A 19,632-nucleotide genomic window follows, 5' to 3' on the forward strand; every position below is an offset into this window, starting at 1 on the left:
TGGCGTGCGGGGCCTCTCTTTAGATGATACCAAGTGGAGCGATGTAGGCATGGGACTTGAATGGATTCTCGATCCGGATGCCTTCGATTAGCTGGCCGTGGTTCAGATCTTCCGTCAGAATGTGGGCCGCGCCGGCTTTTTCTGCTGCTGCGATGATTAGAGCGTCCCAGAAACTTATATGATGGCGGTCTTCAATTTGAAACGCCTGATTTATTTCCGCAGGAGTTGTTTGGATGCACCACTGCGAATAGTGGCGCACGATTATGCGCGCCAGCTCCTGCGAGAGCGGTGTAGCGATCTTGCGGGTTACGTTGTTGTAGAACTCCTGCAAGACCTGCATACTGATCGCGCCGGTCTTCTGTTCCCAGAGATTTTTCAAAATCTCTTTTGCGATTTCATGCTTACGAGCCGCATCGGCGTCAAAGGCATAAATAAGAATGTTGGTATCAACGAAGACTATCTCGGTCATGTAGTTCTTCCCGGTCGATCTTGTGAACGCCTCCGAGATGGAACCCCTTCTCCATCATGGCAATGGCATGCTTCATCGCGTGGTCGTAAGCGTCTTCTTCTGCGGCAAGCTCTTCTATTTGGCTCGCCAGCAAGCCACTGATCGAAGTAGAACGCCGCGCGGCTAGTATGCGCGCCTTCTGGATGGTCTCCTTGCTCAGTCGGACGGTGATGTTCTGTTTTTCATCCGTTGCAGGCATGGGAGGGCTCCTTTCACGTGTAATACGTGTAGCACGTGCAGTCAGTGAAAATCAATTTTATCGCGGAACGAGGTCGAAATGGTCGATGGCGACGCGCGCGCCTGAGTGCATGCGGTTGGCGGCGGGCAGGATCATTACGGTGATTCCGTCAAAGCGGTGCTGCCGGGATTGTGCGGGAATGACGAAGTGCAGTTTTTCGGAGACTGGCACGGTTTTTACTGCGAAGTGATCCGGCTGGGTTGAGGTGAGCGGCTGCAGGCCGAGGTCCAGGCCGCCTTTATAGTCCGATGCTGCTGAATCCGTCAGGAATACGCCGATTGAAAGTATGCCGGGGTCGTTATCGCGATTGAGCATGGTTATGTCGATGGCGCGGACGGTGGAGAGGGGGATGGGTTTGGCGAGCTTCTGGTGCGCCTGCATCATGAGCGGCCTGGTGTTCAGCGTGTGAATGCTGACGTCCATTGGGTTGCCGTGAGCCGTGTGCGCGTTTGGGCCGGGCTCTTCCGCGGGAGCTTCAAAGTACCAGTACTCGCCGCTGAAATGGATGGTCTGCGGTTGGGTCAAAGGCGCGGCGTTTAGCAGATCCGGAGGTACGATGAGCTGCTTCTCCGGCTTTTGCGGCCAGAGTATGACGCTGTGATAACTGCCGAGGCCGCCGGGTTCGGTAATATCCGGCTTCTTGGTGGTTTTTGTGGATTTTGCGGCTACGGGTAGGATGCCGAATCCTCCGCTGGATTGCTGGCCGGGTATGAGCGCAAGCGCCGTGACCAATATGGCGAGCAGAGCGGACCAGATGAGGCGCGTTTGAGAGCGGCGGGAAGAGCTCAATACTTCTGCGCGGCCGTTCCATGCGACTGCATGGCGCTGTGCGAACAGAAATGCTCCGGCGGCAGCGATAATGCAGGCGAGCGGGGTGTCTCCGTCAAAAAAGGATGCACAGGTGGCGTAGACGCAGATGGCGATGATGAGGCCGTGCCAGTCCCACGGGATGGGTTGGAGGGTTGCGGCGAAGATGGGTTGCGGGACTGGCTGGCCGATGGTATCGGAGGGGTGGACGCGTTCTGCTTTTGTTCGCAGCCATTGCATGGAACAGGCGGGGAGCGCGGCGGCGAGGGCTGCTAGCAGGGGCGCCCAGATGAAATCGCGGCGCAGGAAGAGGACGATGGCGGGCATCCAGACCCATGCTGTGGCCCAGGTGAGCATGAGTTCCTGCTGCGTGAAGGACGAGCGGAATTTAGCCTGACGCCAGTAATAGCGTGCTCCGGCGGCGGCGAGGAGCGTGGAGCAGGCCACGTAAGCGAGTGCGGGAAGAAAAAGTGCGGCAGGCGGAAGCTGGAAGCTGTTGTGCCACATCATGAGGAGCCATGCGGCCAGCAGCGCGTTTACGATTCCGCTGACGATGGCGAGGCGGGGAAAGCGCGCGATGCCCTCGGTTTCGGCCGAGGCTGGATCGATGGATAGAGTCTGGCCGCTCGGTGTCACTCGCACTCCAGAGGGATGATGGAGATTTCCGAAGAGAGATTGGCTTGAGACGCAGTTTGTCTGCTTGCTTATTTAGACACCGCGGGGGCAGTGAATGTTTCCGGCTACTGGAGGCGCATGAGGATGGCTTGGACGACTTCTTCCGGTGTGAGCGCGTCGACGGGGATGGAATGATGCGCAATGCGATAGAGAGGGAGGCGCTTTTCATAGCGAGCACGGAGGTTGGCGGTGTCGGCGAGGAGGGGGCGGATGGATTCGGTGCCGCTGCAGCGGGTGAGGGAGGTCTCGAGCGAGGCTTCGAGATGGATGAGACGTGTGCCGGGGCTGGTGAGGAGTAGATCGCGTGTGGCCGCGGTCTCGATGGCTCCGCCGCCGAGGGCGAGGACGAGTGAGTCTGTGGCAATGAGGCGGGCGATCGTTTCGTGCTCGCGCTGACGGAAGGCAGACTCACCGTGATGCGCGAAGATTTCGGGGATGGACATGCGGGCCTCGCCCACGATGGCGTCGTCGGCATCGATGAATTGCCAGCCGAGCCGTGTGGCGAGCAGCGGGCCAACGGTAGATTTACCGGAACCCATGAAGCCGGTGAGGACGATTTGGCGAATGCTGTGAGAGATTGTGCTCAGATCCGTCATCGCTTTCAGAATATCGGCTGGATGTGGCACGGAGTTCAGGCAAGCACCATGACTACGGCTCCGGCGGTGATCAGCAGGCCGCCGCAGAGTGCGGGGATGGTGAGCTTTTCGCCGAGGAGGAGCCAGGCGAAGAGCATGACTAGGGGGACACTGAGCTTATCGAGCGGTGCGACGCGGGAGGCGGGGCCGAGCTGGAGGGCGCGGAAGTAGCAGAGCCAGGAGAGACCTGTGGCGAGGCCGGAAAGCGTGAGGAAGAGCAGGGTGCGGCCATCGAGCTGGCGGAGGCCAACGTGCTTGCCGGTGGCGATGGCGATTCCCCAGGCGAAGAGAACCACTACGCTAGTGCGGACGGCGGTGGCAAGGTTGGAATCGACATGCGCGACGCCGACTTTTGCCAGAAGGGCTGTGGCGGCGGCGAAGAGTGCGGAGAGAAGCGCCCATGCGATCCAGTTCATGGAGTTCATGATAGTGTGCTGAGCAGTCTTCGCCTCGGGGGCTAAAGCCTAATCATTATTTCTGCCCTTTTCGGCACGACTGAAGTCGTGCCCTGACACAAAGCCAATTCAGACTGAGCTGCCATCAGGAGTTCATGGTACGCCGGGGAGTTGGTTAGACTGCGAAGAGGATGCTGACAGGAAAGCCAAGCCGTACTGCGCTGCGCGTGGCGATACGCCGCGCGGCGCACCAGATGGCGGATCATCCGCCGGTGTTGAATGACCCGATTACGGCGCAGCTGCTGACGCCGGAGACGGTCGGGCCGTCATACGACCGCGATATGGAACGGGCGATGCATCCGGTAGGGCGGGATTTCCGGTGCATGATGGCGGCGAGGAGCCGCTATGCAGAGGATCAGCTTGCGGATTCTGTGGCGGCCGGGGTACGGCAGTATGTAGTGCTGGGTGCGGGGTTGGACACCTTTGCGTACCGGAATCCGTTTTCGGAGCTGAGAGTGTTTGAGGTGGACTTTCCGGCTACGCAGGAGTGGAAGCGCTGGGTGCTGGAGACGGCGGGCGTGGCGGTTCCGGAGAATCTGATCTTTGCGGCGGTAGATTTTGAGCATCAGACGCTGGCGGAGGGATTGCGCGCGGCGGGAGCGGATGCGAGCCAGCCGACATTTTTCAGCTGGCTGGGCGTGGTGCCGTATCTGACGCTGCCGGCGTTTCGAGCGACACTGGCGACCGTGGGAGGGTTTCCGGCGGGTTCTGCGGTGAGCTTCGATTATGCGTTTCCGCCGGAGACACTGAGTCCGGAGCGACGCGGGATTTTTGACCGACTTGCGGAGCGGGTGGCTGCGGCCGGCGAGCCGTTCCAGCTCTTTTTTACGGAGGAGCAGATGGAAACGGAGTTTCGGCAGGCTGGGTTTCATCGCGTGGAGCAGGTAGACACGGACGAGATGAACCAGCGATATTTTGCGGATCGTGCGGACGGGCTGAAGTTGAGCGATGCGCGCTTTGGAATATGGACGACGGCGTGGGTTTAAGAGGCCGGGAGACTAAGGCATTCGATAAAAGGCAGACCTATTACCATTGGCATATGCGTAGGTTTGTTTTTGCGTTGCTGGTCTCCGGCGTGTTTATGCTTACCGGCTGCGGTTACCACACAGTAGGCGCGGCGACGCATCTGCCGGCAGGAGTGCAGACGCTTGCTGTGCCTGTTTTTGCCACGCATACAGAGGCATACCACACGGAGACGGCGTTGACGGAGGCCGTGATCCGCGAGTTTGCCACGCGGACGAAGCTACGGGTGACGCCTAAGAACGACGGCGATGCGGATGTGACGCTGCATGGAACGATCCTGCAGCAGACTGTGATGCCGCTGACCTACAACACGGCGACGGAGCAGTCCTCGAGCTTTCTGATCACGGTTGTGGTCTCCGTGACGCTCACCGGGCGGGACGGGCAGGTTCTCTACGAGAACAAAAAATACACCTATCGAGAGCAGTTTCAGTCCACGAGCAACCTGCCGACTTATCTGGACGAGAGCCCGGCGGCGGAGCAACGGCTGGCGCGGAATTTTGCGCGGGCGCTGGTGGCGGATGTGCTGGAAGGGCTATAAAAGCATTGCGCAGGTGAAAGACTGCATCACAGTTTTGTACTGCGAGCTTTGAAATTGCCATAGGAATCGAACAGGCATCCGGCTGCCGGATGCCTGTTTTCTGTTTATTATCCCAACGGCGCAGAGCCGGGTGAGTTGGGGCCTGATTTGGCAGTCAGGCGCCGGTGATAACCGTCACTCGACAGCGCCGAATATGAATGTTACATTTCCCGTGACTTTTCCCCCGGCTTTTTCGAGGTCGCTATTTTTACGGATTTGAATATTTCTTAACGGCTTCATGCATAAATCGGAATCCGGGAGGACCAGTGATAGCACAGGGTTGGGTCTATTTTTTTGTTGGAGTTAGCATACTACCGCTGATGGTAGCCGCGTTCTTTGCGCGGCATTGGAGGAGCTGTACCACCGAAGGGAAAGCCATGCGGCGGACCGTGGGAACAATCCAAGGCCGCACGGGTGCGTTACTGACACACCGGTACAGGATCGTTGCGGCCTGCCTTGGCCTGCTAGTTCCCTCACTTGCTTCCGCACAGGGTGAACATGGGGGCGGAGGCGAGGCCAACCTGGTGCTGCCGGATTTGTCGAGCGTAAGTTTTTTCGGCATGAACGGCCATACCCTGCTGATGATTGGGCTGTTGTTCTGCGCGGGCGGACTGCTGTTCGGCCTGGTGATCTATACGCAGCTCAAAAACCTTCCGGTGCATCGCACGATGCGCGAAATTTCCGAACTGATCTATGAGACCTGCAAGACGTATCTGGTGACGCAGGGCAAGTTCATTGTTCTGCTCTGGGTTTTCATCGCAGTCATTATTGCTCTGTACTTTGGCTGGCTGGCTCCGGTCCCGGGGAAATCGATTGCAGTTACCCTGCCGATCATTCTCGGGTTCAGCCTGGTGGGCATTGCGGGCAGCTATGGGGTGGCGTGGTTTGGGATTCGCGTGAACACATTTGCGAATTCGCGGACGGCATTTGCGGCGCTGCGCGGCAAGCCGTATCCGGCTTATGCGATTCCTTTGAAGGCCGGCATGAGCATCGGGATGGCGCTGATCTCAGTTGAACTGCTGATCATGCTGTTCATCCTTTTGTTCATTCCGCGAGACTACGCGGGAGCGTGCTTCATTGGCTTTGCGATAGGAGAGTCACTGGGCGCGGCGGCGTTGCGTATTGCCGGCGGCATCTTTACCAAGATTGCCGATATTGGCGCCGATCTGATGAAGATTGTCTTCAAGATCAAGGAAGACGATGCGCGCAATCCGGGCGTGATTGCGGACTGCACGGGCGACAATGCGGGTGATTCCGTGGGGCCTAGCGCGGATGGTTTTGAGACCTACGGCGTGACGGGCGTGGCTTTGATTACGTTCATTCTGCTGGCGGTGAAGGATCCTACGACGCAGGCGCAACTGCTGGTGTGGATCTTTGTGATGCGCGTGGCCATGCTGCTTTCGAGCGCGGTCGCGTACTTCCTCAATGCCGCAATTGCTCACGCGAGATACGCGAACGCCGATGATATGGACTTTGAGGTGCCACTGACCTCGCTGGTGTGGATTACATCCGTCCTCTCCATCGCGCTGACCTACATCGTTTCGTACCTGATGATTCAGACTCTGGGGGATGGAACGCTCTGGTGGAAACTGGCTTCGATCATTTCCTGCGGCACTCTGGCGGGCGCGATCATTCCTGAGCTGGTGAAGGTCTTTACTTCGACCAAATCGGCCCATGTGCAAGAGGTTGTCACGTCGGCGCAGGAAGGCGGAGCGTCGCTGGGGATTCTGTCGGGATTTGTGGCCGGGAATTTTTCGGCCTACTGGCTGGGCCTCAGCATGGTGGCGCTGATGGGGATGGGCTATTACTTCAGCACGGGGCCTTCGATGATGGCGCTGATGCTGGCTCCTGCGGTCTTTGCGTTTGGACTGGTCGCGTTTGGCTTCCTGGGCATGGGGCCGGTCACGATTGCGGTCGATTCCTACGGGCCTGTGACGGATAATGCTCAGTCCGTTTACGAGCTGTCGCTGATTGAAAATGTGCCCGGTATTGAGGCCGAATTGAAGAAGGATTTCGGGTTCAATGTGAACTTTGAAGCCGCAAAACACTGGCTTGAGGCCAATGACGGTGCGGGTAATACATTCAAGGCTACGGCAAAGCCGGTGCTGATCGGCACAGCCGTAGTGGGTGCGACCACGATGACATTTTCAATCATCATGGCGCTGACAGGTGGACTGACTCACAGCGTCCAGAACCTTTCTCTGTTGCACGCACCCTTCATGCTCGGGTTGATATCCGGCGGTGCAATCATTTACTGGTTCACGGGCGCTTCCACGCAGGCTGTCACTACCGGCGCTTATCGAGCGGTCGAGTTCATCAAGGCGAATATCAAACTTGAAGGCGTCGAAAAGGCATCGGTCGCGGACAGCAAGAAGGTGGTGGAAATCTGTACGAAGTACGCGCAGAAGGGAATGTTCAACATCTTTCTCGCTGTCTTCTTCGCTACGCTCGCGTTCGCATTCATGGAGCCGTTTTTGTTTGTCGGCTACCTGTTCTCGCTTGCAATCTTCGGTTTGTACCAGGCGATCTTTATGGCGAATGCCGGCGGCGCATGGGATAACGCGAAGAAGGTAGTAGAGGTTGACCTGAAACAGAAAGGGACACCTCTGCATGACGCAACCGTGATCGGGGATACCGTTGGCGATCCGTTCAAAGACACTTCGTCCGTGGCAATGAACCCGATTATCAAGTTCACGACGTTGTTCGGATTGCTGGCAGTGGAGCTTGCGGTAACGCTCAGTGCGGACAAGCCGCTGCTCACGCACATGCTGGCAGTGTTGTTCTTCCTGGTGTCGGTGTTCTTTGTTTGGAAATCGTTCTATGGGATGAGGATTGATGCAAAGAGGTAGAGAGTAGTGAGTAGAAAAACGCTCCCGTTTTGGCGGGGGCGTTTTTTATTGGAAGGATTGGAGGCTGCGAAGCTGGCGGCCTTCGGAGTCGAAGTTGGCGGGATCGAGCCATGCTTCAAAGGTTTGCTTGCGGGCAGGCCATTCGTTGTCGAGCATGGAGAACCAGGCGGTGTCACGGTTCTTGCCCTTGATGACCATGTGCTGGCGGAAGATGCCTTCAAAGGTGAAGCCGAGGCGCAGGGCGGCGCGGCGGCTGGGTTCGTTGAGTGCGTTGCATTTCCACTCGTAGCGGCGGTAGCCGAGGTCTTCAAAGATGTGACGGGCCATGAGGTACATGGCTTCTGTGGCGGCGGTGGTGCGCTGAAGCGAGGGCGAGAGCAGGATATTGCCGACTTCGATGACGCCGTGGGCGGGCTCGATGCGCATATAACTAGCGTAGCCCTTTGCACGGCCGTCTGCTTTGGTTATGAGAGCAAAGAACCGGGCACTTGCGCCAGACTGTTTTTCTGCAAGCGCGCTCCGTAGTTCTGTCTCATTGGCGTAGGGACCGTCTGCCAGGTAGGCCCAGACCTCGTCGTGGCCGTGGATGGCTTGCCAGAGGGCGGAGGTGTGCTTTTCGGCGTCGAGCGGCTCCAGGGTGACGGTGCGGCCCGGGAGGGTAACGGGCTGGGGATAGAGGGCGGGCTTCCAGTGGAGAAGGTGTGGATCGTGCATTTTTCAAGCCTAACAGCGGGATGTGTGAGCCAACCGTTCCCGGATTGGGTCAGAACCGGAAGGGAATTGGGGCACCGGATGTCCACAGGATGCACAGGGAGGCGGATAAAATGTACCGGTTTTCCGCCTTGTTTCCCACATGGCATTGGCCTTAGGCTCTGATTCATCGCGCGTTCACATATGGCGCTCCGAAGTGACGCGGAGACCAGTTTTCCACTGCTAGTTAGGCTGTCAAAAGGGCATTTTGGATGCCGAAACCTGCTCTAAATCCGCTCCAGGCAAATAGGCCCTCGCTTTCCACAGGCTGAAGCCGAATGTTTTGGGTTTTGGTTCCTCAGATCACCAAGGTTACGCAAGATATTGTGGCATGGGCTTGACTTGGCCTATGGAGAGGGGTACTTTTTCATCTGCGGCTGTAAAACTGCTTTAACGAAAGACCGGCTGAAGGGATCGCCGGCAGACCGCAAATGATTTTTATTCTGCACTCCGATTGCACGTCCGTTTTCGTCCGTTGTGAGAGCTGAAACATCTAATACTCTGGGGCCCTGAGCTGCCGGAGACAGGCAGATTTTTCTTTGTTTTACCCAAATTCGACTACCCAGGTTTGACGAATCCCCCAAGGAGAGTTCCACCATGCATGAGGCCCACGTTCACGCTCCGGCAACGACGCAAGGAGCTGCCTCCGGTCCAGCCCGGCTGACTTTTTCCCGCCGTTTCTCCACGGCAGGTGTTTCCCCGTATGACGAGGTGCAGTGGGAGAAGCGCACCGCGTCGATTACCGACAGCAAGGGCAACTCGATCTTTGAGCAAAAAGACGTGGAAGTGCCGATTGACTGGTCGATGACGGCGACAAACATTGTGGCCTCAAAGTACCTGCACGGCCAGATGGACACGCCGGAGCGCGAGAGTGGCGTGCGCGTGCTTGTGCAACGTGTGGCAGAGACGATCCGCGACTGGGGCCTGAAGGGCGGCTACTTTGCCACGGCAGAGGATGCGGGGATTTTTTACGACGAGCTGGCGCACATGCTGGTGACGCAGAAGGTGGCGTTCAACTCGCCGGTGTGGTTCAACGTGGGCTGCGACCGGCTGGAGCCCCAGGCGGACGGCGCGAGCTGGCACTGGGATGCTGCGACGGGCTGCGTAAAGTTTGAGCCGACCGGGTATAAGAATCCGCAATGCTCGGCTTGCTTTATCAATGCGGTGGAGGATTCGCTGGATGCGATTCTGACGCTGGCGAAGACCGAGGGCATGCTTTTCAAGTGGGGATCGGGCACGGGGACGAACCTTTCGCCGATTCGCGGATCGAATGAACTGCTTTCGGGCGGCGGGCAGGCCTCAGGGCCGCTGAGCTTTATGCGCGGCTTTGATGCTTTTGCTGGCGTGATCAAGTCCGGCGGCAAGACGCGGCGCGCGGCCAAGATGGTGATCCTGAACGTGGACCATCCGGACATTGTGGACTTTATTGACTGCAAGGCGAAGGAAGAGGCGAAGGCCTTTGCGCTGATTCGTGCAGGTTATGACGGTTCAGGGCCGGACTCCGAGGCGTATTCCTCAATCTTCTTCCAGAATGCGAACAACTCTGTGCGCGTGAACGACGAGTTTATGCGTGCTTATGAGAATGACGGTGAGTTCTCGACTAAGACAGTGAAAGAGCGCACGCCGCTGAAGAATTACAAGGCGCGCGAGATCATGCACAAGATTGCCGAGGCTACGTGGCTGTGCGGCGATCCGGGCATGCAGTTCGACACGACAATCAACAAATGGCACACGAGCAAGAACACAGCGCGGATCAATGCGTCGAATCCCTGCTCGGAGTACATGTTCCTGGATAACTCGGCCTGCAATCTGGCGAGCTTTAACCTGATGAAGTTTGTGAATGCGGGCGGGCAGTTTGACATTGCGGCGTATCGGCATGCGATTGCAGTGGTGATTACGGCGATGGAGATTCTGGTGGATAACTCCGGTTATCCGACGGAGTCGATCTCCAAGAACTCGCATGATTACCGGCCGCTGGGTCTGGGCTATGCGAACCTTGGCGCGCTGCTGATGGCTCTTGGTCTGCCGTATGACTCAGATGCGGGCCGGGATCTGGCTGGAGCGCTTACGGCGATCATGTGCGGACAGGCCTATCTGCAGTCTGCGGTAATTGCGGGGGCTTGCCCGGAGCTTGGTTCGGCGACGCCGCTGACGGCGAGCATTGAGCGGCAGGGCGGTGCGTGCCCCGGCTTTTACGTGAACCGCGAGCCGTTCCTGGACGTGATTCGGATGCATCGTGCGGAGGTGAACAAGATTGGCAAAAGTAAGACGAGCAGTGAGCCTTTCGTGGCTCCGCAACTCGATGCGCTGATTGAGGCGAGCCGCGAGAGCTGGGACATGGCTCTAGCGCTAGGCGAGAAGTATGGCTATCGCAACTCGCAGGTGACGGTGCTGGCTCCGACGGGAACCATTGGCTTCATGATGGATTGCGACACGACGGGCGTTGAGCCGGATCTGGCGCTGGTGAAGTACAAGAAGCTGGTGGGCGGTGGCATGATCAAGATCGTGAATAACACGGTCCCGTCCGCGCTCTTTAAGCTGGGCTACAACAACGATCAGGTGAACGCGATTGTGAGCTACATTGACGCGACGGGCACCATTGAAGGCGCGCCGGGAATCAAACCGGAGCATCTGGCGGTGTTTGATTGCAGCTTCAAGCCGTCCAAGGGCACGCGATCGATTCACTACATGGGCCACATCAAGATGATGGCGGCGACGCAGCCGTTTCTTTCAGGGGCGATTTCAAAGACGGTGAATCTGCCTACGGAGGCCACGATTGACGATGTGGCGGAGGCGTATGCGGAGAGCTGGCGGCAGGGCATCAAGGCTGTTGCTATTTACCGCGACGGCTCGAAGGGTACGCAGCCGCTGAACGTAAGCATGGACACGAAGACGGAGCCCTCGGCGCTGGATGTGGTGGGCGCGCGCGTGTTGACTAGCATTGCTGCAGGTCAGGCTCCAGTAGAGGCTGACCTGAAGGCGCTGGACGGCAAGGCGAGCGAGAAGATCGAGGTTTCGGCCAAGCATATTGCGGCTGCAGGGGCTTCGTTTGAAAGGTCTCTTGAAGAGATTGCCAAGGCGGCGGTTCCGACGGTTGCAGCAACGCCGGTGGTGCCTGCTGCGCCTGCGCAGGATCTGAATGCTCCGCCGAAGGCTGTACGGCATCGGCTGCCAGAGGAACGGGCTTCGGTGACGCACAAGTTTTCGATTGCCGGGCATGAGGGCTACATCACCGTCGGACTCTATCCGACTGGAGAGCCGGGCGAGATATTCATTCGCATGGCAAAGGAAGGCTCTACGGTCAGTGGCTTGATGGATTCGTTTGCGACGGCTATCTCGCTTGCGCTGCAGCATGGTGTACCGCTGCGCGTGCTCTGCGAGAAGTTTGCGCACACGCGCTTTGAGCCTTCCGGCTGGACGGGGAACGAGCAGATTGGCTATGCGAAGAGCCTGATGGACTACATCTTCCGCTGGCTGAGCTTGCGGTTCCTGTCAGGCACTCAGCTCACGCTATTTGCGGGACTTGCTCCGCAGCCGGCACAGTTGCCTGCAGCGCCGCCCACGATTCTGGCTGATCGTGAGCCGGAGCAAGCCGCTGCCATGCCTGCGGATCAGCTTTCCCGGCTGGTCGAGGAGGTAGCTCGCAAACTGCACCAAGTAGGCGTGTCAGGCATGGGCTCAACATCAGCGCCTGCGGGCGGAATTGCGCCGGAGGTTCAGGTTGGTCCCACGGCCCAGTCAGAACTACCGCCGTTGACCGACCGGGGACTCTACCAGGCAACGCAAGGCATGAAGGACATGTACCAGATGGGCGATGCGCCGAGCTGCGGAACATGCGGAGCGATTATGGTTCGCAACGGAAGCTGCTACCGGTGCATGGAGTGCGGGTCTACGAGCGGCTGCAGTTAATGCAGAAAGTTCGTAGCCGAGCATGATTTCTGTGCAAAAGATGCTTAAGGGCGGTGTCACTGATGACACCGCCCTTTTCTTTTGCTCAGAAGAATTTCTAGCTGGGCTATGATTTATCGTAACGTTTCGATTATCCTTCAGTGACGCGTCAGAATTGATGCGAGATTGACATAAAGTGGCATGACTGAGGGATGACATCATCATGGGCGAGAGTTTCAAGACGGGTCGCAGGGACTTTCTGAAGCAGGCTGCCGGGGCGCTTGGAGCAGCAACGCAGGCCAGCCAGTGGTCTGCCACGGCAGAGGCGCAACAGCGTGAGCCTGGCGCACAACCGGAGCATGCTGGAGTTGACCGGGCTAAACAAGGCGAAGAGGGATTTCCTCGCCGCTTTGAAGGGCGGCAGCTGCGGATGATTGCCTTCCCGCTTGGCGGTGTCGCTGCGGGCAGCATCAGCCTTGGCGGTCGAGGACAACTGTGCGATTGGGAGATTTTTAATCGCCCCAACAAGGGCTATCGGCCTCAGTATGCTTTCCCCTCAATCTGGGCACAGGCGGCTGGAAGCGCTCCTGTGACGCGGGTGCTTGAATCTCGGATTCAGCCTCCCTATCAAGGATATGAAGGGCTGGGCTCAGATAATGTGCCAGGCATGAGCCGTCTCGAATCGGCTACCTTTCTTGGCGCTTATCCGCTTGCGCACATCGACTTTCATGACAGCTCTCTACCGGTTCAGGTGCAACTTGACGCATTTTCTCCGTTTATCCCGCATGATCCGGATGATTCCGGCCTGCCTGTGGCGATGCTCCACTATCGTGTGACCAATCCAGGCAGTAAGACGGTCAAGGCCAGCATCGCCTTTTCGATTGAAAATCCCGTCCAGGCCGCCGCGACTGGAGACAATCACTCCATAACGACCCAAACGCGACCGAACGAATATCGCACGGGGAAAAATATTGCAGGGCTCTATATGAGCAATCCTGCGCTTGCAGCCGATGACCCAATGCATGGCAGCTTCGCTCTTAGCGCTCTGTCTGACGCGAATGTCGAGGTCTCTCATTGGAACGGCTGGCCACAGGGAAAATGGTGGAATGGACCGCTGCTCTTCTGGGACCAGTTCAGTAAGGAAGGACGGCTTGGGACTCAGCCTGAGCCACACAGCGCAGTGGGAGCACTTTGCCTGCAGGCCACGCTTGCTCCAGGCCACTCCGTTGATTTTCGATTTCTTCTCGGTTGGCATTTTCCTAATCGCACACCGCAGTGGTGCGATTGGGCGGCACCTAAAGGCGAGGGCAAGACCGTCATTGGCAATTACTACGCAACGCGCTTTGCCAATGCGTGGGAGGCCGTTTCCTATGCCGCTGAACACTGGGAAAGCCTCGAATCACGCACCAAGGCCTTTGCGAGTGCATTCAAAGCCAGCACGCTGCCTGCAGAGATCAAAGAAGCCGCGAGCGCGAATCTCTCCACGCTGGCCACAAACACGTGTTTTCGCACAGCGGATGGGGAGTTTCACGGCTTTGAAGGAAGCGGCGACAAAGCGGGCTTAGGTTTTGGCAACTGCACTCACGTGTGGAATTACGAAACAACTACCGCATTCTTTTTTCCCAGCTTCGCACGATCTCTGCGTCGCAGCGCATTCGGATATTCCATGGATGAAGCTGGCGCCATGCATTTCCGCCAGATGCTTCCCGATGGCAAGGCACGCTTTAATACCGCGGCAGCCGATGGCCAGATGGGCCAGATTGTTCATGCATGGCTCGACTGGAAGCTCTCCGGTGACATGGAGTGGCTTCGCGCATTCTGGCCACGAATCAAGAAAGCAATCGAGTTTGCATGGGTTACAGGTGGATGGGACAGCAATCGCGATGGCGTGCTTGAGGGTGTGCAGCACAACACCTACGATGTCGAGTTCTATGGGCCGAATCCGATGTGCGGCATCTATTACCTGGCCGCACTGCGTGCCTGTGCGCAGATGGCGGATGCTGTCGGCGATAGTGCCAGTTCCCGCCAGTATCAAAGCCTCTTTGACCAGGGCCGTGGCTGGATTGACTCCAACCTCTTTAACGGCGAGTATTACGTGCAGAAAATTCGTGGCTTTCGCAGCGCGGAGATTGCGCCGAGTCTGCGCGGAGGCATGGGTACGGAGAATTCTGAGACGCCGGAGTTCCAGGTAGGCGAAGGCTGCCTTGTCGATCAGCTCGTTGGCCAATATCTGGCAGATGTTGGCCACATGGGACCACTGGTTTCACCGGACAAGATTCGCAAGACTCTCGCTTCAATTTATAAATACAACGGCCGCCGCAGTCTGGCACATCATGACAACGTGGCACGCACCTACGCGCTCAATGATGAAGCCGCCATCGTGATCTGCGATTATGCGAAGACCGAGCGTCCGCGCATCCCCTTCCCATATTTCAGCGAATCCTGGACAGGGCTTGAATATACCCTCGCTTCGCTCATGATCTCGTGGGGAATGGTGCGCGAAGGTGTCGAGGTCGTTCGCAACACGCGACTGCGCTACGACGGAGAAGGACGTAGTCCATGGGATGAAGCCGAGTATGGGCATCACTATGCGCGTGCAATGGCTGCATGGAGCCCGTTCATTACGCTTAGCGGCTTTGGCTATGACGGCGTGAAGTCTGCAGTCGTCGCCGTGCCTCGCATCCCGCACGATCACTTCGACTGTTTCTGGGCCACTGGGACAGGTTGGGGCACGTTCTCTTACCGCAGTTCAAAGACGAGTGCCCACTTCTCTTTATCTATTGTCACGGGCACTCTGCAATGCCGGTCCTGTGAAATCACCGCTGCAGGTCATAGTGCCACGGTACGTCGCGGAGAAACAATTCTGGCTAACTCTGTGGAGAGTGGAAACTCCACAATCGTAGTCAATCTTCAAGAGCCTCTTCAGCTCAAAGCTGGAGACAAGCTTGAGATTGAGGTTCATGCATGAGTGCCGGCATGTAGGTTTGAAGCCGTGAGTTGTTGTCGCCGGCGATCGAAGTTCATACTGGTGGCTGATCAATACAAGGCCCAGCGGAGAGGTTTATCCGGCGTGCTTGAATCGCTCAGGATAATCGAGTCATCTGCCTGTCTTTGGATTGGTGATCGCTTGCCATTCACCTCAGCCGATGACACCGCTTTGGCTGCTTCCTCAGGTAAGACAATCTCCAGCTTCCATGTGCCGGAACGTGAAGGCTTGTACCATCCCTCATATCGTCCATTTGTCTTGACCACACCCGCCAGCGGCGAATCGAAACGATATGAATCTACGGGCAATTTCAAGCTCAGCTTCATTCCTGCCCCTGTAAATTCCATGCCGAGAAGCTTGCTTGCTGAGTATAACGAACAGGCATGAGCATGGACATTCAGAACAGGAAAATCCGTGCCGCGGAAGTACTGGTCATCTGCTGCGCGCCCCGGATGCTTGTTCAGCGGAGAATTCCAAGAGTCGTTTCCGCTCCACACCCCATACCAGATATCCCGATAGCTTTCCGCATGGCATGCCAGCGTGTTCCTCTTCCATTCCTCCCACGCCATTGCTGGATCGATGCCTGCCAGCGCCCATACAAGCGTCTGATTCAATGACGGCCAGATCGCTCCCAATTCCAGCGTGCCGACATTGTCGCCGCCCTTTGAACGCATATCTGGTCCATCACTCATCTGCGCGGCTCCTAACGGCCTATGCCGCAGCAGTTCGTTTATGTTTCGCACGAGATCGCGGCTTTGCGCCTCTGTTGTTGCTCCAGACAAAATTGCCCAGGGCTGCGGCTCGATCCATAATGTCGATTCGCCTAACCAACCCAGGGTGGGCCCAAGCCACGCACGCCGAAACCATTTTCCATTCCATTGCGCTCGTGTTGCTTCGCGGTGTTGGTCCGCACTCTTACGCGCCTCTTGCGCCAGTTCTGAGTTTTTTTGTGCATAGTCCAGCAAGCGCGCGTATTCATCGAAGACCCATCCTGCCATTGCTGAGTTCAGCACGCTCTCGCTTTCTTCCATGCATTCTTTCATTGCGGAACTGGCCCATGTATAAATCAGACCGTCGTTCCAGTCATCGACCAGCATGCGCATCACGCCGTGCTTGCCCACACCCACGTCCTTTACTTGATGGCGATAGCAGTTTTCAAGCAGTTCGCTCACCAGTGCAGTGCGTCCCGAAGTAGCTGAAAATCGCATTGGAATTCGCTCGTTCAGAAAATCCAGATCACGCGTTGCCAGCACGTACTCGCTTGCGGTCCACAGCAGCCACAGGGGAAGATCGCTCGCCTTGTCTGACTGCATCGGCGCGATTACACCGTGGCCCACAATGGCGTACGGTAGAGACCCGTCATCGCGTACCTCTTTCAGTGTGTAGCGCAGGATGCTCTTCACTATCTCCGGATTACTGAAAAGGAACGGCAGACAGTGCTGCAAAGGATCTCGCGGCGCGCCCTGAAACCCCATGGTGTATTGATAGAATCCGTTTTGATTCAGAATGTGTTCTTCGAAAAAGTCATCGTAAGTCTGGCTGCTTCTCAGGTAATAGTGATTCCATGTTGCCTCGCGCTTGATCCAGGGCTCTGCGGGTACATCAAACCGCATTCCGGTTCGCTTCCACTGTTCGCTCGAGCTGCGCAACACTGATTCTGTGGATCGCTTATATTTGCTGATTAACGCGTCCAGTGAAAAGCCCTGCGGTAGATACCCGTAAAGAAAGCTGAGCGTGAGCGACTCGCCTGCTCGTAGATGCAACGTGCGCTCGATCAATAAGCCGGCATGTGGGCCGATGTCTTCAAGCATTTCGCTGAAAGGCTGCTTTAAGCCAGTGGGATTGGCCGCGCCGCCTGTGCCAAAGAAAGAAGCGGCGCCGGAACTGAGCCCGCTCGCGGCACCATCCAGCGAGACCAGAAATGTCTGCGGTATCTCAAGGCTTTCAAACTCAGTACCTGACTTGAGATCGCCGACGGGCGTATAAAACCCATTCGGATTGGCTTTCAACGCGGCTTTCGTCTGTTCCCAAGCGGCCTCCTCATCCGCAGCACGACCAAGAAAGTTCTTCGTGTCGAGCAGTCCCTTACCGCTGGCGATGCGCGTTACGTGATGATTGAACCGGCGCCCCATATCTCGCCGCCAGTCGGTCTGCGAGCGTTTTCCATAGGTGCCCTCAAGTGCCGATCGAAAGGAAAATTGATAAGGCTGGCATCCCCAGTACTCAACCCATCGCAACGTCACGGGAGTGTTTTTATGATTACTTACGGTGGCTTGCGAGATCAGGACCGGATCATCCCCAAATGGTGCATGAATTACCTGGTCGACTGCATAGCTCCTGCTCGCAATCTTTTTGCGGTAATATCCGATTCCAAAGATACGTTCGAAGCCAGTGCTACTGCCGTCGTAGTAAGTGCTCAGCAACTCTTCGCCGTCCGTGAGATATCCCAGGCCACCTCCAAACTGGCTCATTTCGGGATCGAAATCATTCAGGAACTTTGGAGATCCTTCATCCTGACGGACGCGTATGTGGCCGTAGTTCGACGCGATAGCAATGATGCGATCGTTCCCAACCTGATGAATATGCTCCGTGGAACTTAATGCGCCTGGTCGCACATCTGTCACTGCACGCGGATCTGTTGTCTGGTTCGCAGTGTAGCGAAAGGCAGGCAGGCCGAACTCGTCTTCCGTCCATACGCCGAAGTTGCCCGAACCATACTTTGCGAGCACATCGGGCGGCGCAGGCAACTCGATGGGCCAAACGTCAGATCTATCTATCTTGCCAGCGACAGCCAACCCCAGAGATCCGCGCAAAAATTCTCTTCGTGTCGATTCCATCGGTCTACCTTTACATTGATGAATTATGCCACCCGATTGTATGCGGGAATCATTCCTTCGTATAGCATTTTCCGGGATATCCGAGACACTCCATCATAAGCAAGGTATGTGGAACCACACGCATAAATGTGTAGCGTCCTCTATGTTGATTTCAACCTCATTTTTATACTCTCTAGTTGTGCAGCGGACCTCACCTGCACAGTTCTCATGGATCTGAAAGGATCGCTGATATGTCAAGCATCTCAATCATCGGGGCATCTGGCGCTGTTGGCAGCACACTGGCGACGCATATCCTTCGTAGCGGATTGTTGCAGCAGGGCGACCGGCTTCAACTTGTGGCACGGGGAGCTGGCTCCAGTTCGAGCAAGTTGTTGAGCATGCGTGTTGACCTCCTGGATGCATTTGACGATCAAGGTATCAACATCGAGGTTGTTGCAAATATTGACGACGTGGATGGGGACATCGTTATTGTTTGTGCCGGCGTAGCTTCAAAGAATACCGACCGCCGCGACTGGGGAAGAGCCAATCGTGACATGCATGAATCGATCGCAGAAACCTGTTCGAAGCGGGTTCCTGATTCCTTCTTCATTATCGTCAGTAATCCGGTTGAGCTTGCGGTGCGCATTTTCTCCGAGAAGCTGGGGCGCAAGCGTGTCATTGGGATGGGAGCAGAGCAAGATTCTCTTCGTTTTTCGCGAGCAATAGCGCGCGACCTTGGTATAAGCAGACACGACATATCCGCTTCTGTCCTGGGCGAACACGGCCAGGCGATGGTTCCTCTTTGGAGTAGTGTTGAGTTAAGTACGAATGACGAATGTCTTCTGGCGCGTCTTGAGGCTATGCGAATTCAAAGCAAAGCAACTTCGCTCGCTCAAAGAGTAGCGGACTTGAAGACTGACGTGCTTGATCTTCTCCAGAATGGACTCGTCAACGAAGCCTATGAGGCTACAAGGAAGGAATTGCCCGATGCACGCATTTTCGTGCAACCATTCATCACTTGGAGCACGATACATTCGACGCCGAATGCAACGGCAAATGCCACTCTTCGCTTTCTGACCGCGTTGCTCTCCAAAAAGCAACAACAGCTTCATGGGCAAGTTTTACTCGCGGGAGAGTTTGCCGGCATTCACGGCGTTTGCGGCGTGCCTATCAATGTAGACAGCGATGGCTGGCGAGTTAGACAGCTTGATTCGCTTACGGCCGAGGAAAGATCAAGCATTTCACGGGCGGTTTCTTCGATTGAGAAATATGTCACTGAGACTCGTTCGACTCACTCGGACTTGTCTCTACTTCAAATGGCAGAGGCAAGCCCTATGAATGCTATTTCGACCATTCCCACGGAAAGCATCTTTGACGAATCTGCAAACCTCTGCATGGCATAAGCATGGCCAATTTCTAAGAGCG

At 56.7% G+C, this 19,632-nt stretch carries 13 protein-coding genes; 6 read left to right on the forward strand and 7 right to left on the reverse strand.

The genetic code is table 11. The features are described from left to right. Positions 1 to 19: 19 nt before the first annotated feature. From VO84_RS17495 to VO84_RS17515, 5 genes are all read right to left on the reverse strand, one after another. Positions 20 to 469, reverse strand: coding sequence for a PIN domain-containing protein (locus VO84_RS17495; protein WP_058189032.1), 450 nt, complete (start codon positions 467 to 469; stop codon positions 20 to 22). Next, a complete protein-coding gene (locus VO84_RS17500) occupies positions 447 to 707 on the reverse strand; it encodes a hypothetical protein (RefSeq protein ID WP_058189033.1) in 261 nt (86 codons plus the stop codon). The genes VO84_RS17495 and VO84_RS17500 overlap by 23 nt, the downstream gene beginning before the upstream one ends. Positions 708 to 764: 57 nt before the next feature. Then, entirely contained in the window at positions 765 to 2,189 is a 1,425-nt protein-coding gene (locus VO84_RS17505; RefSeq protein ID WP_058189034.1) for a hypothetical protein, read from the reverse strand. Between the two features lie 104 nt (positions 2,190 to 2,293). Next, positions 2,294 to 2,824, reverse strand: coding sequence for a shikimate kinase (locus VO84_RS17510; RefSeq protein ID WP_058189035.1), 531 nt, complete (start codon positions 2,822 to 2,824; stop codon positions 2,294 to 2,296). 35 nt (positions 2,825 to 2,859) lie between these two features. Then, positions 2,860 to 3,279 carry an EamA family transporter gene (locus VO84_RS17515; RefSeq protein ID WP_058189365.1) on the reverse strand — a complete coding sequence of 140 codons (420 nt, stop codon included), beginning with the start codon at positions 3,277 to 3,279 and terminating at the stop codon, positions 2,860 to 2,862. Between the two features lie 170 nt (positions 3,280 to 3,449). On the opposite strand from VO84_RS17515, the gene VO84_RS17520 reads away from it, so the two are divergent. The 3 genes from VO84_RS17520 (at position 3,450) to VO84_RS17530 (ending at position 7,767) form a co-directional block, all read left to right on the forward strand. Further along, the gene (locus VO84_RS17520) at positions 3,450 to 4,304 is read left to right on the forward strand and encodes a class I SAM-dependent methyltransferase (RefSeq protein WP_058189036.1); all 855 of its coding nucleotides are present in this window, start codon (positions 3,450 to 3,452) and stop codon (positions 4,302 to 4,304) included. A gap of 53 nt (positions 4,305 to 4,357) precedes the next feature. After that, positions 4,358 to 4,879 (forward strand): LPS assembly lipoprotein LptE, encoded by a 522-nt coding sequence (gene lptE, locus VO84_RS17525; RefSeq protein ID WP_058189037.1) that lies wholly within the window; start codon positions 4,358 to 4,360, stop codon positions 4,877 to 4,879. Positions 4,880 to 5,295: 416 nt separating this feature from the next. Then, positions 5,296 to 7,767, forward strand: a complete 2,472-nt coding sequence (locus VO84_RS17530; RefSeq protein WP_082662122.1) for a sodium-translocating pyrophosphatase — start codon at positions 5,296 to 5,298, stop codon at positions 7,765 to 7,767. Between the two features lie 45 nt (positions 7,768 to 7,812). On the opposite strand, the gene VO84_RS17535 is transcribed toward VO84_RS17530, so the two are convergent. Further along, the gene (locus VO84_RS17535; protein WP_058189038.1) at positions 7,813 to 8,481 is read right to left on the reverse strand and encodes a GNAT family N-acetyltransferase; all 669 of its coding nucleotides are present in this window, start codon (positions 8,479 to 8,481) and stop codon (positions 7,813 to 7,815) included. Between the two features lie 633 nt (positions 8,482 to 9,114). On the opposite strand from VO84_RS17535, the gene VO84_RS17540 reads away from it, so the two are divergent. Both VO84_RS17540 and VO84_RS17545 read left to right on the forward strand, forming a co-directional pair. Then, a complete protein-coding gene (locus VO84_RS17540; RefSeq protein WP_058189039.1) occupies positions 9,115 to 12,426 on the forward strand; it encodes a vitamin B12-dependent ribonucleotide reductase in 3,312 nt (1,103 codons plus the stop codon). Positions 12,427 to 12,628: 202 nt separating this feature from the next. Next, the gene (locus VO84_RS17545; protein ID WP_058189040.1) at positions 12,629 to 15,373 is read left to right on the forward strand and encodes a GH116 family glycosyl-hydrolase; all 2,745 of its coding nucleotides are present in this window, start codon (positions 12,629 to 12,631) and stop codon (positions 15,371 to 15,373) included. Positions 15,374 to 15,441: 68 nt separating this feature from the next. Here the strand turns inward: VO84_RS17545 and VO84_RS17550 are convergent, their stop codons facing one another. Beyond that, the gene (locus VO84_RS17550; protein WP_197414096.1) at positions 15,442 to 18,204 is read right to left on the reverse strand and encodes a GH36-type glycosyl hydrolase domain-containing protein; all 2,763 of its coding nucleotides are present in this window, start codon (positions 18,202 to 18,204) and stop codon (positions 15,442 to 15,444) included. 254 nt (positions 18,205 to 18,458) lie between these two features. Between VO84_RS17550 and VO84_RS17555 the strand changes: the two genes are divergently transcribed. Further along, complete coding sequence (locus VO84_RS17555) at positions 18,459 to 19,610, forward strand: lactate/malate family dehydrogenase (protein ID WP_082662124.1); 1,152 nt, start codon at positions 18,459 to 18,461, stop codon at positions 19,608 to 19,610. Positions 19,611 to 19,632: the final 22 nt, after the last annotated feature.

It is taken from the genome of Occallatibacter gabretensis, assembly GCF_001449115.1.
Lineage (GTDB): Bacteria > Acidobacteriota > Terriglobia > Terriglobales > Acidobacteriaceae > Telmatobacter > Telmatobacter gabretensis.

What these genes read in the sequence shown, in the direction of transcription:
- VO84_RS17510 (WP_058189035.1), bottom strand. Translation starts at nt 2,824, where the DNA reads ATGACGGATCTGAGCACAATCTCTCACAGCATTCGCCAAATCGTCCTC.
- VO84_RS17495 (WP_058189032.1), bottom strand. Translation starts at nt 469, where the DNA reads ATGACCGAGATAGTCTTCGTTGATACCAACATTCTTATTTATGCCTTT.
- VO84_RS17520 (WP_058189036.1), top strand. Translation starts at nt 3,450, where the DNA reads ATGCTGACAGGAAAGCCAAGCCGTACTGCGCTGCGCGTGGCGATACGC.
- VO84_RS17500 (WP_058189033.1), bottom strand. Translation starts at nt 707, where the DNA reads ATGCCTGCAACGGATGAAAAACAGAACATCACCGTCCGACTGAGCAAG.
- VO84_RS17530 (WP_082662122.1), top strand. Translation starts at nt 5,296, where the DNA reads ATGCGGCGGACCGTGGGAACAATCCAAGGCCGCACGGGTGCGTTACTG.
- VO84_RS17535 (WP_058189038.1), bottom strand. Translation starts at nt 8,481, where the DNA reads ATGCACGATCCACACCTTCTCCACTGGAAGCCCGCCCTCTATCCCCAG.
- VO84_RS17545 (WP_058189040.1), top strand. Translation starts at nt 12,629, where the DNA reads ATGGGCGAGAGTTTCAAGACGGGTCGCAGGGACTTTCTGAAGCAGGCT.
- VO84_RS17555 (WP_082662124.1), top strand. Translation starts at nt 18,459, where the DNA reads ATGTCAAGCATCTCAATCATCGGGGCATCTGGCGCTGTTGGCAGCACA.
- VO84_RS17515 (WP_058189365.1), bottom strand. Translation starts at nt 3,279, where the DNA reads ATGAACTGGATCGCATGGGCGCTTCTCTCCGCACTCTTCGCCGCCGCC.
- VO84_RS17540 (WP_058189039.1), top strand. Translation starts at nt 9,115, where the DNA reads ATGCATGAGGCCCACGTTCACGCTCCGGCAACGACGCAAGGAGCTGCC.
- lptE (WP_058189037.1), top strand. Translation starts at nt 4,358, where the DNA reads ATGCGTAGGTTTGTTTTTGCGTTGCTGGTCTCCGGCGTGTTTATGCTT.